Origin of the sequence: Microbacterium sp. NPDC056052 (assembly GCF_042266785.1) — a bacterium.
Taxonomy (GTDB): Bacteria; Actinomycetota; Actinomycetes; order Actinomycetales; family Microbacteriaceae; genus Microbacterium.
In genome coordinates this window covers 218290-231008 of record NZ_JBHJWV010000003.1, presented here as the reverse complement: position 1 = coordinate 231008, position 12719 = coordinate 218290, and the positions used below count along the sequence as shown (strand labels likewise).

The window sequence follows — 12719 nt, the reverse complement described above, 5'->3', positions numbered from 1 at the left end:
CTACTGCCCCTGGCAGGTCCCGTTCTCGAGAAGTTTCGGATCCGTCGTGATCGCGCTGTCCGCGGAGAACGTCGCCACGAGGGCCTCGCCGTCCACGCGCAGCCCGCTCAGGTGCACCCCCGCCGGAAGCCGGTCGGCGATGCAGAGCTTCTGCGTCGCGAACAGCGGCTTGAGCGCGCCCGCGAACGGCGAGGAGGTGTCCGAGGCGTCCAGCCTCATGGCGCCGACGGTCGCCGAGGTCGGCGTGAAGGTCAGGTCGCCGCCCTCCGCACCGGGGGTGAGCGCGAGGGCGAGCGGCACGGTCGCGCCGAACAGCTTCACGGATCCGGTCGCTTTGACGTCCTTGCCGTCCAGCGTCACGGAGTCGATCGGGGCGGACCCGGCAGCGGCCGCGATGGCGTTCTCGAGCTGATCGGCCGTGATCCGGAACGTGCCCCTGGCACTCCCCAGCTCACCGCCGCGGATCGGCACGCCCGTCGCATCGACAGCCACCGCGCTCGTGATCGGACCGATCGCGACGCTCTTCGCGGTCAGGCGCACATCGTCCAGCCGGCCCGCCACGAGCTGCGGCAGCACGATGCCGCCCACGTTCACGTCCATCTGCTGATCCGCGGGAAGCTTCAGCGCCGTGATGACCTGCGAGCGGATCTGCTGCGCGACGACGGCACGCGCCACGAACTCGCCGCCCACGACGAGCGCCGCGAGCACGACCACGACGATCCCGAGCGCCCAGGGCCAGCGCGCACGCCGGCGCGGCGGCGGCACGGCGACGGGCGCGGACGGCAGCGGAGGCCGAGGCGGGAGCTCCGCACCGGACGCCGTCGCCCCGCCCGCCGGAGGCGGCAGCGGCACCGTCGGATGCTCGGAACCGAGGTCCCGCGGATACGGCTCGGTCGGGTGCGTGCCCTCTTCCGCGCCGCTCACGTCACATCCGCTCCGGCGCGGACACCCCGAGCAGGTCGAGGCCGTTGCGCAGCACCTGGCCCGTGGCGTCGTTCAGCCACAGGCGCGTACGGTGCACGTCCTCGATGGGGTCGTCGCCCTGCGGGATCACCCGGCAGTTGTCGTACCAGCGGTGGTACAGGCCCGCGAGCTCCTCCAGATAGCGCGCGACGCGGTGCGGCTCGCGCACCTCGGCGGCGAAGGCCACGATCCGCGGGAACTCCTGGAGCGCACCGAGGAGCGCCGACTCGGTCTCGTGCGTGAGCAGTTCGGGCGCGAACGCCGAGCGGTCCACGCCGGAGTCGGCGGCGTTGCGCGCGACGTTGTGCGTGCGCGCGTGCGCGTACTGCACGTAGAAGACCGGGTTGTCGTTCGTGCGCTTCTGCAGCAGCTCGGGATCCAGCGACAGCGGGGAATCTGCGGGTGAGCGCTCGAGCGAGTACCGCAGGGCGTCGGTGCCGAGCCACTCGCGCAGGTCGTCCATCTCGATGATGTTGCCGGCGCGCTTGCTGAGCCGGGCGCCGCCCACCGAGACGAGCTGCCCGATGAGCACCTCGACGTCCTTCTCCGGGTCGTCGCCGGCGGCGCCCGCGAGCGCCTTCAGCCGGTGCACGTAGCCGTGGTGATCCGCGCCGAGCAGGTAGATCTTGTGCCCGAAGCCGCGGTCGCCCTTGTTCAGGTAGTAGGCGGCGTCGGCGGCGAAATAGGTGTACTCGCCGTTGGAGCGGCGGATCACGCGGTCCTTGTCGTCGCCGAAATCGGTCGTGCGCACCCACACGGCGTCGTCCTGGTCGAACACGTGTCCCTGCGCTCGGAGCCGGTCCACGGCCTGGTCGACGAGGCTCGGCGCGCCGTCCTCGCCCTTCGCGTGCAGCACCCGCTCCGAGAACCACACGTCGAACACGACGTTGAACTTCGCGAGCGAGTCCTTCTGCTCTGCCAGCTGGTACTGGTAGCCGAGTTCGCGCGCGACCAGGAGCTGCTCGCTCCGCTCCAGCGAGAGGAAGTCGGGACGATCGGCGAGCACGCGCCGCGCGATGTCCGCGATGTAGCTGCCGGCGTATCCGCCCTCGGGGGTCGGCTCGCCCTGCGCCGCGGCGACGATGGATCCGGCGAACCGCTCCATCTGCGCGCCCGCGTCGTTGATGTAGAACTCGCGGGCCACGGTCGCGCCGCTCGCGTCGAGCAGGCGCGCGATCGCGTCGCCGAGCGCGGCCCAGCGGGTGTGCCCGATGTGCAGCGGCCCGGTCGGGTTCGCCGAGACGAACTCGATGTTGATCGAGCGGCCGGTCTGCGAGTCGTTGCGCCCGTATGCCTCGGCGGCGTCCACGATCACCTTCGCCAGGGCGCCGGCAGCACCGGCTTCGAGGCGCACGTTGAGGAAGCCAGGCCCCGCGACCGAAGCCTCGGCGATGCCGTCCACGGCGCCGAGCCCGTCGGCGATCTGCTGCGCGAGTTCGCGCGGGTTCGCGCCGAACTGCTTCGCCAGGCGCATCGCGACGTTGGTCGCCCAGTCGCCGTGCTCGCGGTTGCGCGGACGCTCCAGCACGATGTCGCCCGCGGTGAGCGCAAGGGGCTCGCCCGGTCGTCGCTCGTCCGCGATCGGGGCGAGGACGGTCAGGATCGCAGTGGCGAGGGCTTCGGGATTCATAGGCTACCGATTCTAGAGCGTGTCGCCCTTCGGAACCGTCGTCCGAGGGCGGGGATTCGCAGCGAGCGCCCCGGCGCGCATCGCCTCGCCGATCCCCGTACGCACCCGCGCGAGCGTCCCCTCGTCGACGGCGACGCCCGCGTGCCGCAGCGCGAGCATCGTCGCCCCCGCCGCGCCGCTGTCCACGAGCACGAACGGCACGTCGCCGAAGGCTTCCGCGACGTGTGCGCGCAGCATCTGCTGCGGCGGACCGGGTCTCAGCACGATGCTCCCGCCGATCACGACGGGCCCGGGATCCGCCTGGACGAGTCCGATCGTGCGCACCAGCTGTTCGCCCGCCTCGCGCAGGATCCCCACCGCGACCGGATCCTGCTCCTCCGCCGCATCGAAAACGAGGGGCGCGAACGCGGAAAGCTGCACCGGCCGCTGCGCGTACAGCACGCGGATCAGGTGCTCCAGAGCGGCAGGGCGACCATCGGTTCCCCGAGCGTGGGCGCCCTCCGCTGCGATGCCGGCTGCCTGCAGCACGCGCGGGGTGAGGATGCTCTCCGGGCCAAGCCCGTCCAGCTCCGCGATGGCCGCCGCCGCCGCACCGCGGCCGATCCAGAACCCGCTCCCCCGGTCGCCGAGCAGCCAGCCCAGCCCGTCCGCCGTGGCCACGATGCGACCGCCCTCGACGCGCACCGCACTCGCTCCGGTTCCGCACACCACGCCGTAGCCGACGGGGGCGACGGCGCCGCTCGCGTACATGGCCAGCAGATCCGATTCGAAGGTCAGTACGCCGGTGAACCCGTTTTCCTTCAGCGGATCGAGGATCCACTCCGACGCGCCGCCGCGCGAATCGTGACCTGCCATCGCCACAACCATCCGGGACACGTCCGAGAGCCTCGCCCCGCCCGCGTCGAGAGCCGCGGCGATCGCGCCGCGCACCTCCGCGAGCGCGGCGGGAATACCTGATGAGGTCGGATTTCCACTACCACCTCGACCGAAACCGATCACGCGCCCGTCGCCTGTCGCGAGGACCGCTCTGGTGGAGGTCCCTCCCGCGTCCACACCGATCACGAGCATGTTGAACCCCAATTTGTTATCTGTCCTACTTGATTTTTCGCCCGGGACCTGATGAGAATGTTTTTCACCCGAACCATGTCGTTCGGCGATGCATTTTCACCGGAGGCAATAGTGCCACTCATGCAGGACATCGGCAACGAGTTGTCGATCACGCAGCGCATCTCGCTGCGGCGTCCGGCGATGCCGAAGGCCATGGCGAAGATCGCCGCGGTGATCACGGCGCACCCCACCGCTCCGGTCGAGCTGACCATCACCGAGCTCGCGGACCAGGCCGGCACCTCCGCCGCCACCGTCACGCGTTTCTGCCGTGCGATCGGCTTCGACGGCTACACGCAGTTCCGGGTCGGCGTGGCCGCCGAGTCGGGGCGAGGCGACGCCGGCACCACGTGGCGCACCGACATCGCCGACGACATCGGACAGGACGACCCCGCCGACCGGGTGCTGCTCACCCTGCTCGGCCTGCACACCCGCAGCATGGAGATCACGACGGGCCTGCTGGACCTCAACGACGTCCAGCTCGTTGCGCGCGCGATCTCCGAGGCGCGGCACGTCGACATCTACGGCGTCGGCGGCAGCGGCGTCATCGCCGACGAGTTCCGCGGTCGCCTCTACCGGATCGGGGTGAACGCGCACTCCTGGTCCGACGTGCACGACGGCCTGACCAGCGCGGTGCTGCAGGACGGCTCCTCGGTCGCCGTCGGCATCTCCAACACGGGCCGCACCGAGGAGACCATCGAGATGCTCTCGCACGCCCGCGCGGCGGGGGCGCTGACCGTCGCGATCACGACCGACGCCGACTCCTGGCTGGCCTCCAGCGCGGACGTTGCGCTGATCACCGCCTCGGGCAATCCCGCGCAGCGCCCCGACGACCTCTCCATCAAGCACGCGCAGCTGCTCGTCATCGACCTGCTCTACGTGCTCGTGGCGCAGCGCACGCTCGGTCAGGCCGCGACGCGCCTCGCCGCGAGCGCGATGGCCGTCTCGGCGCACCGCCGTTCGTCATCCCCCGTCGAAGAGCCCCGCCCCCACCGAAAGAAGGAGTCCCACCGATGAGCGCCTCCCCCCAGGATCTGCTCCGCGAAGCCGAGTCGCGCCTCGAGCGTCTCACCGCCGACGCGCAGGACGGCGCGCTGGATCCCGCGATCGACCTGCTCGTCACCGCACTGCGCGACGGCGGAGTCATCCAGGCCTTCGGCACGGGGCACTCCGAGGCGTTCGCGATGGAGATCGCGGGGCGCGCGGGCGGGCTCATCCCGACCAACCGCATCGCGCTGCGCGACATCGTGCTGCACGGCGAGCGTCAGGCCGACGTGCTGACCGGATCCCTCGAGCGTGAGCCCTGGGTGGTCGACGAGCTCATGGCCGTCTCCCCCGTGACCGAGAACGACGTGTTCGTGATCGCCTCGAACTCCGGCGTGAACGGCTCCATCGTCGGCGTCGCCCTGTGGGCGAAGGAGCACGGCCACAAGGTCATCGCGGTGACCAGCCTCGAGCACACCGCCCGCGTCGAGCCCAAGCACCCGAGCGGCAAGCGCCTCAGCGAGATCGCCGACGTCGTGATCGACAACCTCGCCCCCTACGGCGACTCCACCCTGCAGGTCACCGAGACCATCTCGGCCGGCGCGATCTCCTCGATCACCGCCGCGTTCATCGCCCAGCTGCTCACGCTCGGCGTCGCCCGTACTCTCGCCGACGCCGGCGAGGTGCCGCCGATGTACATCTCCGCGAACATCCCCGGCGGCGACGAGCACAACGCGGCTCTCGAAGCCCGCTACCTCGACAGGCTCCGCCGCGGCGCCTGAGCGCCCCCACAGACTCATCCTCTCCCTCACCCCTCACTAAGGAAGGCAACAATCACATGGAAACCAAAGACGCTTCCATCAGCCGCCGCTCGCTGCTGCGCGGTGCGGCGCTCGCGGCGGTCATGGTGCCCCTCGGCGTCAGCCTGGCGTCCTGCGCTGCTCCGGGCGGCGGTTCGACCGGCGGTGGCGCGACCGGCGCCAAGTCGGCCGACAACCCGTTCGGAGTGGCCGCCAACTCCAAGGTCGATGCAGTGATCTTCGACGGCGGCTACGGCGTGGACTACGTCGAGAACGCGGCGAAGATCATGGGCAAGGGCAAGACCGGTGCCACGGTCAAGGTCTCCGCCTCGACCAAGATCGCCCAGGAGCTGCAGCCGCGCTTCGTCGGCGGCAACCCGCCGGACCTCATCGACAACTCGGGCGCCAACCAGATCGGCTGGAACACGATCCTCGACCAGCTCGAGACGCTCGACGACGTGCTGGACGCGAACAACCTCGAGGGCACCAAGATCAGCGACACGCTCTACGGCGGCGTCAAGGGTCCCGGCACCTTCAACGGCAAGTTCGTCGCCCTGAACTACGTGATGACCGTCTACGGCATCTGGTACTCCGACAAGGTCTTCAAGGACAACGGCTTCACCGTCCCGAAGACCTGGCAGGACCTGAAGTCTCTCGGCGAGGCCGCGAAGGCCAAGGGCAAGTACCTCTTCGTCTGGGGCAAGGAGGCGGCGACGTACTACCAGACCCTCGTCGTCGACTCGGCCGTCATCCAGAGCGGTGACGACGTGCGCCTGCCGCTAGAGAACCTGAAGGAAGGCTGCTGGTCGCACCCGACCCTGCAGTCGATCCTGACGATCTTCTACGACCTCATCCAGGCCGGCTACATGAAGCCGGGCGGCGCGGGCACGCAGTTCACCCAGGCGCAGTCGCAGTGGAGCCTCGACGAGGCTGCTCTCCTCTACCCCTCGGGCTCGTGGATCGAGAACGAGATGAAGAAGCAGACCGCGGACGGCTTCACCATGAAGGGCATCGGCGAGATCCCCCTGGACGACAAGCAGACGACCCCGGCGGGCACCCTGCGCGCCGAGGCCGGCGAGCCGTTCATCGTCCCCACCAAGGCGAAGAACCCGGCCGGCGGCAAGGAACTGCTGCGCACGATGCTCTCCAAGGAGTCCGCCACCGCGTTCGCCAAGAGCAAGCTGGCGCCGACCATCGTCAAGGACATCGTCCCGGCCGACGGCTTCGGATCCACCGCTCTGGTCTCGCAGAAGGAGCTCCTGGACAAGGCGGGCGACAACGTCTTCACGATCAAGGCGTTCGGTCTTTACGGAATGAACTCCGACCAGCTGCCGATCTGGAACTCGTTCCTCGACGGCAAGATGACGGTCGCGGACATCACGAAGGCGCTGCAGGATCTGACCGACAAGATCCGCAACGACAGCTCCATCACCAAGATTGAGATCAAGTGAGCTATTCAACTCCCAGCGGGGGTCCGGGGCTGCAGACAGCCGCGGTCACTGCTGCTCGCGCGGGGGGCCGCAAGGCCCCCCGTCTGGGGCGGCGCCGGTTGACGTTCGACTACGTGTCGTTCCTCCTGGTGTTCCTCGTGCTGCCAGTGGCACTGTTCCTCGTGTTCGTGATCTCGCCGTTCATCCAGGCGGTCTACTACTCGATGACCAACTGGACCGGCTTCTCGCCGAACATGAGCTTCGTCGGAGTGAACAACTTCGTGAAGCTCTTCCAGGACTCGACGTTCCTGCAGGCCATGGCGAACAACGCCCTGCTCGCGATCGTCGTGCCCCTCATCACGATCGTCATCGCGCTCGTCTTCGCGAGCATGATCACGGTCGGCGGTCCGAGCCACGGACAGGTCAGGGGGCTCGTCGGATCGAGCTTCTACCGCGTGGTGTCGTTCTTCCCGTACGTGATCCCGGCGATCGTCATCGCGATCCTGTGGAGCATGATCTACGCCCCGAACGGTCTGCTGAACGGCGCGTTGGGCTTCCTCGGCATCAGCACGAACGACTTCGCCTGGCTCGGCGATCAGCGCACCGCGATGGGCGCCACGATCTTCGTGATCGTGTGGAGCATGGTCGGCTTCTACATGGTGCTGTTCATCGCCGCGATCAAGGGGATCCCCGCGGAGACCCTCGAGGCGGCCCGCATCGACGGAGCCGGGCGCTACCGCACGGTGGTCTCGATCCTGCTGCCGCAGATGCGCGACAACGTGCAGACCGCGTACATCTACCTGGGGATCATGGCCTTGGACGCCTTCGTCTACATGGCCGGCCTCAACGCGTCCGGCGGCCCGAACAACAGCACCCTGGTCATGAGCCAGTACCTGTTCCGCACGGCGTTCGAAAAGGGCCAGTTCGGTCTGGCCAGCGCGATGGGCGTGGTGCTCGCCGTTCTGACACTGGTCTTCGCCGGTCTCGTGATCGGCGTGTTCCGCATCGTCGGCGGCAAGGATGAAGGAGGACGCGCATGATCCTCGACACGCGCGCCGCAGTGACCGTCGACCCGAAGGCGGCCAAGAAGATCCGCGGCACGAAGTCGACCACGAGCGACAAGGTCGTCGGCGGCGTCTCGCACGTCGTCCTCGCCGTCTGGGCGCTCGTCGTGATCCTGCCGATGCTGTGGACGCTGCTCGGCTCGTTCAAGACGACCAAGGAGATCTTCAAGTCCCCGTTCGGTCTTCCCGCGAACTGGAACTTCGACAACTACGTCAACGCCTGGGTGAAGAACAACTTCGGCCCGATGTTCCTGAACACGATCATCGTCGTCGGCTGCGCCCTGATCCTGGTGATGCTGCTCGGCGCGATGTGCGCCTACGTGCTCGCGCGGTTCTCCATCCCGGGCAGCAGGGTGATCTACTACCTGATGCTGGCAGGCCTCACCTTCCCGGTCTTCCTCGCCATCGTCCCGCTGTTCTTCATCCTGCAGGGAATGGGCCTGCTGAACACGCTTCCGGGTCTGATCATCACGTACGTCGCGTTCGCGCTGCCGTTCACGGTGTTCTTCCTGTTCTCGTTCTTCAAGTCGCTGCCGTACGAGATCCAGGAGGCCGCGTACGTCGATGGCGCCAGCGAATGGCGGACGTTCTTCCAGGTGATGCTCCCGATGGCCAAACCAGGGCTCGCGGCCGTGGCGATCATGAACTTCCTCGGCCTGTGGAACCAGTTCCTGCTGCCGATCTCGTTGAACACGGATCAGAGCAAGTACGTGCTGTCGCAGGGCATGGCGAGCTTCGCCTCGTCGGCCGGCTACCAGGTGGACTTCGGCGCGATGTTCGCCGCCGTGATCATCACGATCGTCCCGGTGCTGCTCGTCTACATCCTGTTCCAGCGCCAGCTGCAGGGATCCGTCTCGCAGGGCACCTCGAAGTAGGCATTCTGCGACACCGAGAAGGGGCCGTCCTGTTCAGGGCGGCCCCTTCTCGGTGTCAGCCGACCGGTCAGCGCCTCGTCGAGCGCGAGTCGGCTGCCGCGCGGCGCACGACCCCGTGGGCGCCCCGGGCACTGATCACGCACGTGAGGGGACGACGAAGGGCCGCCCTGAATGGGCGGCCCTTCGTCGTCTTCGTGCCCCCGACAGGAATCGAACCTGCGACCTACGGTACCGGAAACCGGCGCTCTATCCGCTGAGCTACGGAGGCGTACCGAACGAGCCTAGCATCGGATCCGCCTTCCCTCCGACGGTGCCGGATCCCGGTAGTGTCGCGAGAAACCGACCGATCGATGAGGACCCCGATGAGCGCTTCCGTTCCCCCGTCGCCCTGGACGCACGCGGCCGTGGAAGAGCCTCGCGTCCCGCGCGGAACGCCGGTCTACACCGCCTGGGCATGGGTGACCGCCTGGACGACGGTTGCCGCGGTCGCCGCCACGGCCGTCATGATGTGGCTCATGACCGGCCCGATGCTCACCTATGCGCGACACGTCGCCGAGCTGAGCGGGATGGCCGCCACAGGAGTGAGGGTGCAGCCCGGCGCGGTGTTCGCGATCGTCTTCGACCTGATGCCGGGGATCATGACGGCGTCGCTGGTCGGCATGCTCCTGAGTGGGGCGCTCTATGCGCTCGCCATCGTCGCCGGGTACCGCGATCATGTGCAGCTCGGCCGTCTCGGCTACCCGAAGCGCTTCCACTGGGCGTGGAGCTTCCTCTCCCCGGTGTATCCGATCGGTCGCGCTGTCGTCGTGCGCCGGCAGACGGGAGCGGGCTCGGCCACGATGTGGATCGCCCTCGCAGCGATCGCTGCGAGCCTCCTGCTCAGCCTCGGCTGGTCGTTCTGGCTGATGACGGCGATGTTCGATGCCATGCGCGCTGGGCTGGGCACGATCGCCTGACCGAGCCCCGCCGCGAGTCGGTCAGAGGAGGGCCACGACCAGCAGCACGACCGCGATCAACGGGAACAGGCCCTGGACGGTCGCCGCACGCGCCTTGGACCGATCGGAGAGGATCAGCACGAGCGCCGCGGCCAGCATCGATCCGGTCCCGGCCAGCATGAGCGCGATCCCCACGCCTGCGGATCCGGCGAGGGCGATCGCGATCCCGATCACCGCCAGGATCGCGAGGAACAGGTTGTAGAAGCCCTGGTTGAACGCGAGCGGCCTCGTGACCTCCGCCGCCTCGGCGGTCGTGCCGAAGATGCGCCGCGTGGACGGGTGCGTCCAGCGCACGGACTCCAGCACGAAGATGTAGACGTGGATCAGGGCGGCGAGCCCGGCGAACACGGATCCCAGGATGAGGAGCATGGGCCGATTCTGCCGCGCGCCGCGCGTCGGCGCGAGAGGCGCGCTCTAGCTGTTGCTGGTCAGGAGGTTGTTGGCGCGGGGGTCAGGGGCTTCGTTGAGTAGTCGTGGAGCACCAGCGCAGTGGTGACGGGGCCGTATCGCGCCAGCGTGTCGACGATGACCTCCAGTCGGGTGGCGTCCGGGCAGTGTACGTCGAAGATCAGGCAGTCTTCTCCGGTGACTCTGAGCGTGGATGTGATGTCGGTCGTCTTGGCGGCGGTTTCCAGCGCGGGGGCCAGCTGCGCGTGGGTGGTTCGAAGCCGGACCACGGCGTGGATGTTCAGGCCCAGCGCGGCTGGATCGACTATGGCTCGATACCCGACGATGATCCCCAGTTTCTCTAGTCGCACGATTCGGGCGCTGGCTGCGGGTTGAGAGAGTCCGACGCGACGCCCGACCTCGGCACCGGTCAGCCGGCCGTCGGTCTGCAGTAGCTCGAGGATCTGACGGTCGACTCGATCCAATGGTTCCATCGCGTTTGGACCCTCTTCCCTTGAGATCACTTGTGCAGGCTCAGATCGGCGGATGATCCGATCATGCTATGTCTTACCGGCTTGGCTGGATCACCTGGCCAACGAGTAGAAGCGTGGGAGGCACCATGGTCGCGTATGTCATCGTTCCAGGGATCGGCGGGTCAGACGCCCAGCATTGGCAGAGCCTCTGGGAGCAGGAATGGGCTCTCTCCGCAGCACGGATCGCGCCGACCTCATGGACGCGTCCCACGGTCGCTGACTGGGTTCAGTCCCTTGAGCGCACTGTCGATCAAGCCGCGGCGCGCCACGGCGATGTGGTCCTGATCGCGCACAGTCTCGGATGCTGGGCCGCCGCAGCGTGGCTAGGCGAAACCGATCAGCAGGTGGAGAGCGCGTTCCTCGTCGCACCCCCGGATCGCGATGGCGAAATGTTCCCCGCATCTGCTGCTCCGAGCTTCCTGAACATTCCCGCCCAGACGTTGCCCTGCACCAGCATGGTTGTGGCCAGCACGAATGACCCATACGGCACAGTCCAGCACGCCGAAGAGCTGGCACGCACCTGGGGAAGTACGCTGAACGTCGTCGGACCGCTCGGACATATCAGCACTGCCAGCCGACTCGGCTCGTGGCATCAAGGACAACGCCTCCTGAGCGCATTGGCCAATTTGTGACCCACGCCCTGTGCGAACCGCCGATCGCGGACACTCGAGCCCTACACGCCCTCCTCCTCGCCGGAGAGTTCCTCTGCGCATTGACTCGATCCCTTGTCAGGCCTCGGGCCGCCATCGATCCATCCACTTCAATGCTCATGTTCGAGAGATACCCCTCTGGAACATGCATGATGGGGCGTGTCCTGCAGCGTTCGATCAAACGTCGACGACCCTCCACCGACAGCGGCGCCGTGAACCGTGTCACCGGCGCGAATGTCCCGCGGCTTCCCGCCTTGGGCTTGGACACGGCCGACGCCTTCGAGCACATGAAGGATCTGTCCGTACGGGTGGCGATGCCACGCCGACCTCGCCCCGGGAGCGAAATGAACGGAGAAGGCACGAAGCCGGGACGGGGCCTCGGCGATCACCAACTCATCGACATAGACCTGACCGGTGAACGGCGGGCAGCACCCGATCGCGCTGAGGCTTCACCGACGTAACAGATCTTCGTCACGTTCCGACCCTACGGTCGCTGACGTGAGCCGGCGCCTGTCGATAATCTCCTGACCCGAAACAGCTAGCCGCGATGACCGTGCACCGGTGAGGCGTTCACGGGAGGCTCCCCCACCTCGTGGACCGTATGTCCGGCGCACGGCGTCCTGGTCACGCCGGCCCGCTCGATGCGCGACACCGTGAACCATCGCATCGCATCGCGCAGGCGGCACCACCCGACGAAGTACCACTGGCCGTTCGTGGACGCGAACAGGACGGGTTCGACGTCACGCGTGGTCGTCGTCCCGTCACCTGCCGTGTACCGGATGCGGACGACACGCTGCTCGGCCATCGCCTCCTCCAGTGCCGACCTGATCGCGCGGGAGGGAACGGGAAGCGCGTCGACCCAGACGCGATCGGCCAACGCGTCCGCCCTGGCGCGGGTCCGGGGGTCGAGGACGTCCATGATCTTGCGGATCCCGGCTGCAGCGAGATCCGCATAGGGGGCATCGGAGGCCGCCGACACGGCCGCCATGAGCGCCACCGCCTGCGCGGGAGACAGGCTGACCGGCGGGAGGGACGCGCCCATCGCCATCCCGTAGCCGCCGCCGGGCCCCGGACGCGACCACAGGGGCGCGCCGCTGCTCTCGAGCGCGGCGAGATCCCTCTTGACGGTGCGCACGGACACGCCGAACTCTCGTGCCAGTCGCTCGGCGGAGCAGCCCCGGGATCCGCTGCGGCGCAGCATCTCGGACAGGGCGTGGAGTCGCTCCGCGCGCTTCACCGCATCGCATTCGAGAAATTCATGACATAAATAGTGACATACGGTTGCCCAGAGCATGGACGAAGCT

General features: G+C 68.0%; 13 protein-coding genes, 1 tRNA gene and 2 pseudogenes. 7 read left to right on the top strand and 9 right to left on the bottom strand.

The genetic code is table 11. The features are described from left to right. The 3 genes from ACFC1J_RS07635 to ACFC1J_RS07625 are packed head-to-tail and all read right to left on the bottom strand — an operon-like array spanning window position 1 to window position 3661. A complete protein-coding gene (locus tag ACFC1J_RS07635; protein WP_375904012.1) occupies window positions 1-924 on the bottom strand; it encodes a DUF2993 domain-containing protein in 924 nt (307 codons plus the stop codon). A 1-nt stretch (window position 925) separates the two neighbouring features. Further along, entirely contained in the window at window positions 926-2593 is a 1668-nt protein-coding gene (gene argS / locus ACFC1J_RS07630; protein ID WP_375904010.1) for an arginine--tRNA ligase, read from the bottom strand. A 12-nt stretch (window positions 2594-2605) separates the two neighbouring features. Next, window positions 2606-3661, bottom strand: a complete 1056-nt coding sequence (locus ACFC1J_RS07625) for an N-acetylglucosamine kinase (protein ID WP_375904008.1) — start codon at window positions 3659-3661, stop codon at window positions 2606-2608. A 120-nt stretch (window positions 3662-3781) separates the two neighbouring features. On the opposite strand from ACFC1J_RS07625, the gene ACFC1J_RS07620 reads away from it, so the two are divergent. The 5 genes from ACFC1J_RS07620 to ACFC1J_RS07600 all read left to right on the top strand — a co-directional run bounded on the left by ACFC1J_RS07620 (window position 3782) and on the right by ACFC1J_RS07600 (window position 8850). Further along, window positions 3782-4714, top strand: coding sequence for a MurR/RpiR family transcriptional regulator (locus ACFC1J_RS07620; protein ID WP_375904006.1), 933 nt, complete (start codon window positions 3782-3784; stop codon window positions 4712-4714). Then, window positions 4711-5463, top strand: coding sequence for a sugar isomerase domain-containing protein (locus ACFC1J_RS07615; protein WP_375904004.1), 753 nt, complete (start codon window positions 4711-4713; stop codon window positions 5461-5463). The genes ACFC1J_RS07620 and ACFC1J_RS07615 overlap by 4 nt, the downstream gene beginning before the upstream one ends. A 56-nt stretch (window positions 5464-5519) precedes the next feature. Further along, on the top strand, window positions 5520-6932 hold the full coding sequence (ngcE, locus tag ACFC1J_RS07610) for an N-acetylglucosamine/diacetylchitobiose ABC transporter substrate-binding protein (protein WP_375904002.1): 1413 nt from the start codon (window positions 5520-5522) through the stop codon (window positions 6930-6932). Window positions 6933-7030: 98 nt separating this feature from the next. Then, a complete protein-coding gene (locus ACFC1J_RS07605) occupies window positions 7031-7951 on the top strand; it encodes a carbohydrate ABC transporter permease (RefSeq protein WP_375904000.1) in 921 nt (306 codons plus the stop codon). Further along, on the top strand, window positions 7948-8850 hold the full coding sequence (locus ACFC1J_RS07600) for a carbohydrate ABC transporter permease (protein ID WP_375903998.1): 903 nt from the start codon (window positions 7948-7950) through the stop codon (window positions 8848-8850). The genes ACFC1J_RS07605 and ACFC1J_RS07600 overlap by 4 nt, the downstream gene beginning before the upstream one ends. Window positions 8851-9045: 195 nt before the next feature. Here the strand turns inward: ACFC1J_RS07600 and ACFC1J_RS07595 are convergent. Continuing rightward, window positions 9046-9118: transfer RNA gene (locus tag ACFC1J_RS07595), tRNA-Arg, on the bottom strand. Between the two features lie 94 nt (window positions 9119-9212). Here ACFC1J_RS07595 and ACFC1J_RS07590 point away from each other — a divergent pair. After that, window positions 9213-9806 (top strand): hypothetical protein, encoded by a 594-nt coding sequence (locus ACFC1J_RS07590; protein ID WP_375903996.1) that lies wholly within the window; start codon window positions 9213-9215, stop codon window positions 9804-9806. A gap of 21 nt (window positions 9807-9827) precedes the next feature. On the opposite strand, the gene ACFC1J_RS07585 is transcribed toward ACFC1J_RS07590, so the two are convergent. After that, on the bottom strand, window positions 9828-10214 hold the full coding sequence (locus tag ACFC1J_RS07585; RefSeq protein ID WP_375903994.1) for a DUF1304 domain-containing protein: 387 nt from the start codon (window positions 10212-10214) through the stop codon (window positions 9828-9830). Between the two features lie 59 nt (window positions 10215-10273). Further along, a complete protein-coding gene (locus tag ACFC1J_RS07580) occupies window positions 10274-10726 on the bottom strand; it encodes an Lrp/AsnC family transcriptional regulator (RefSeq protein WP_375903992.1) in 453 nt (150 codons plus the stop codon). Window positions 10727-10851: 125 nt separating this feature from the next. Between ACFC1J_RS07580 and ACFC1J_RS07575 the strand changes: the two genes are divergently transcribed. Further along, window positions 10852-11397, top strand: coding sequence for an RBBP9/YdeN family alpha/beta hydrolase (locus ACFC1J_RS07575; protein WP_375903990.1), 546 nt, complete (start codon window positions 10852-10854; stop codon window positions 11395-11397). A gap of 108 nt (window positions 11398-11505) precedes the next feature. On the opposite strand, the pseudogene ACFC1J_RS07570 reads toward ACFC1J_RS07575, so the two are convergent. The 3 genes and pseudogenes from ACFC1J_RS07570 to ACFC1J_RS07560 form a co-directional block, all read right to left on the bottom strand. Next, a pseudogene (locus ACFC1J_RS07570) lies at window positions 11506-11641 on the bottom strand (IS481 family transposase); the annotation flags it as partial. Window positions 11642-11687: 46 nt separating this feature from the next. Continuing rightward, window positions 11688-11804: pseudogene (locus ACFC1J_RS07565) on the bottom strand (cupin domain-containing protein); the annotation flags it as partial. 149 nt (window positions 11805-11953) lie between these two features. Then, the gene (locus ACFC1J_RS07560; RefSeq protein ID WP_375903988.1) at window positions 11954-12652 is read right to left on the bottom strand and encodes a helix-turn-helix transcriptional regulator; all 699 of its coding nucleotides are present in this window, start codon (window positions 12650-12652) and stop codon (window positions 11954-11956) included. Window positions 12653-12719 lie beyond the last annotated feature (67 nt).

Excerpts from the sequence above, each read along its gene's own strand:
- argS (WP_375904010.1), bottom strand. The coding sequence starts at position 2,593 with ATGAATCCCGAAGCCCTCGCCACTGCGATCCTGACCGTCCTCGCCCCG.
- ACFC1J_RS07625 (WP_375904008.1), bottom strand. The coding sequence starts at position 3,661 with ATGCTCGTGATCGGTGTGGACGCGGGAGGGACCTCCACCAGAGCGGTC.
- ACFC1J_RS07620 (WP_375904006.1), top strand. The coding sequence starts at position 3,782 with ATGCAGGACATCGGCAACGAGTTGTCGATCACGCAGCGCATCTCGCTG.
- ACFC1J_RS07615 (WP_375904004.1), top strand. The coding sequence starts at position 4,711 with ATGAGCGCCTCCCCCCAGGATCTGCTCCGCGAAGCCGAGTCGCGCCTC.
- ngcE (WP_375904002.1), top strand. The coding sequence starts at position 5,520 with ATGGAAACCAAAGACGCTTCCATCAGCCGCCGCTCGCTGCTGCGCGGT.
- ACFC1J_RS07600 (WP_375903998.1), top strand. The coding sequence starts at position 7,948 with ATGATCCTCGACACGCGCGCCGCAGTGACCGTCGACCCGAAGGCGGCC.
- ACFC1J_RS07590 (WP_375903996.1), top strand. The coding sequence starts at position 9,213 with ATGAGCGCTTCCGTTCCCCCGTCGCCCTGGACGCACGCGGCCGTGGAA.
- ACFC1J_RS07585 (WP_375903994.1), bottom strand. The coding sequence starts at position 10,214 with ATGCTCCTCATCCTGGGATCCGTGTTCGCCGGGCTCGCCGCCCTGATC.
- ACFC1J_RS07580 (WP_375903992.1), bottom strand. The coding sequence starts at position 10,726 with ATGGAACCATTGGATCGAGTCGACCGTCAGATCCTCGAGCTACTGCAG.
- ACFC1J_RS07575 (WP_375903990.1), top strand. The coding sequence starts at position 10,852 with ATGGTCGCGTATGTCATCGTTCCAGGGATCGGCGGGTCAGACGCCCAG.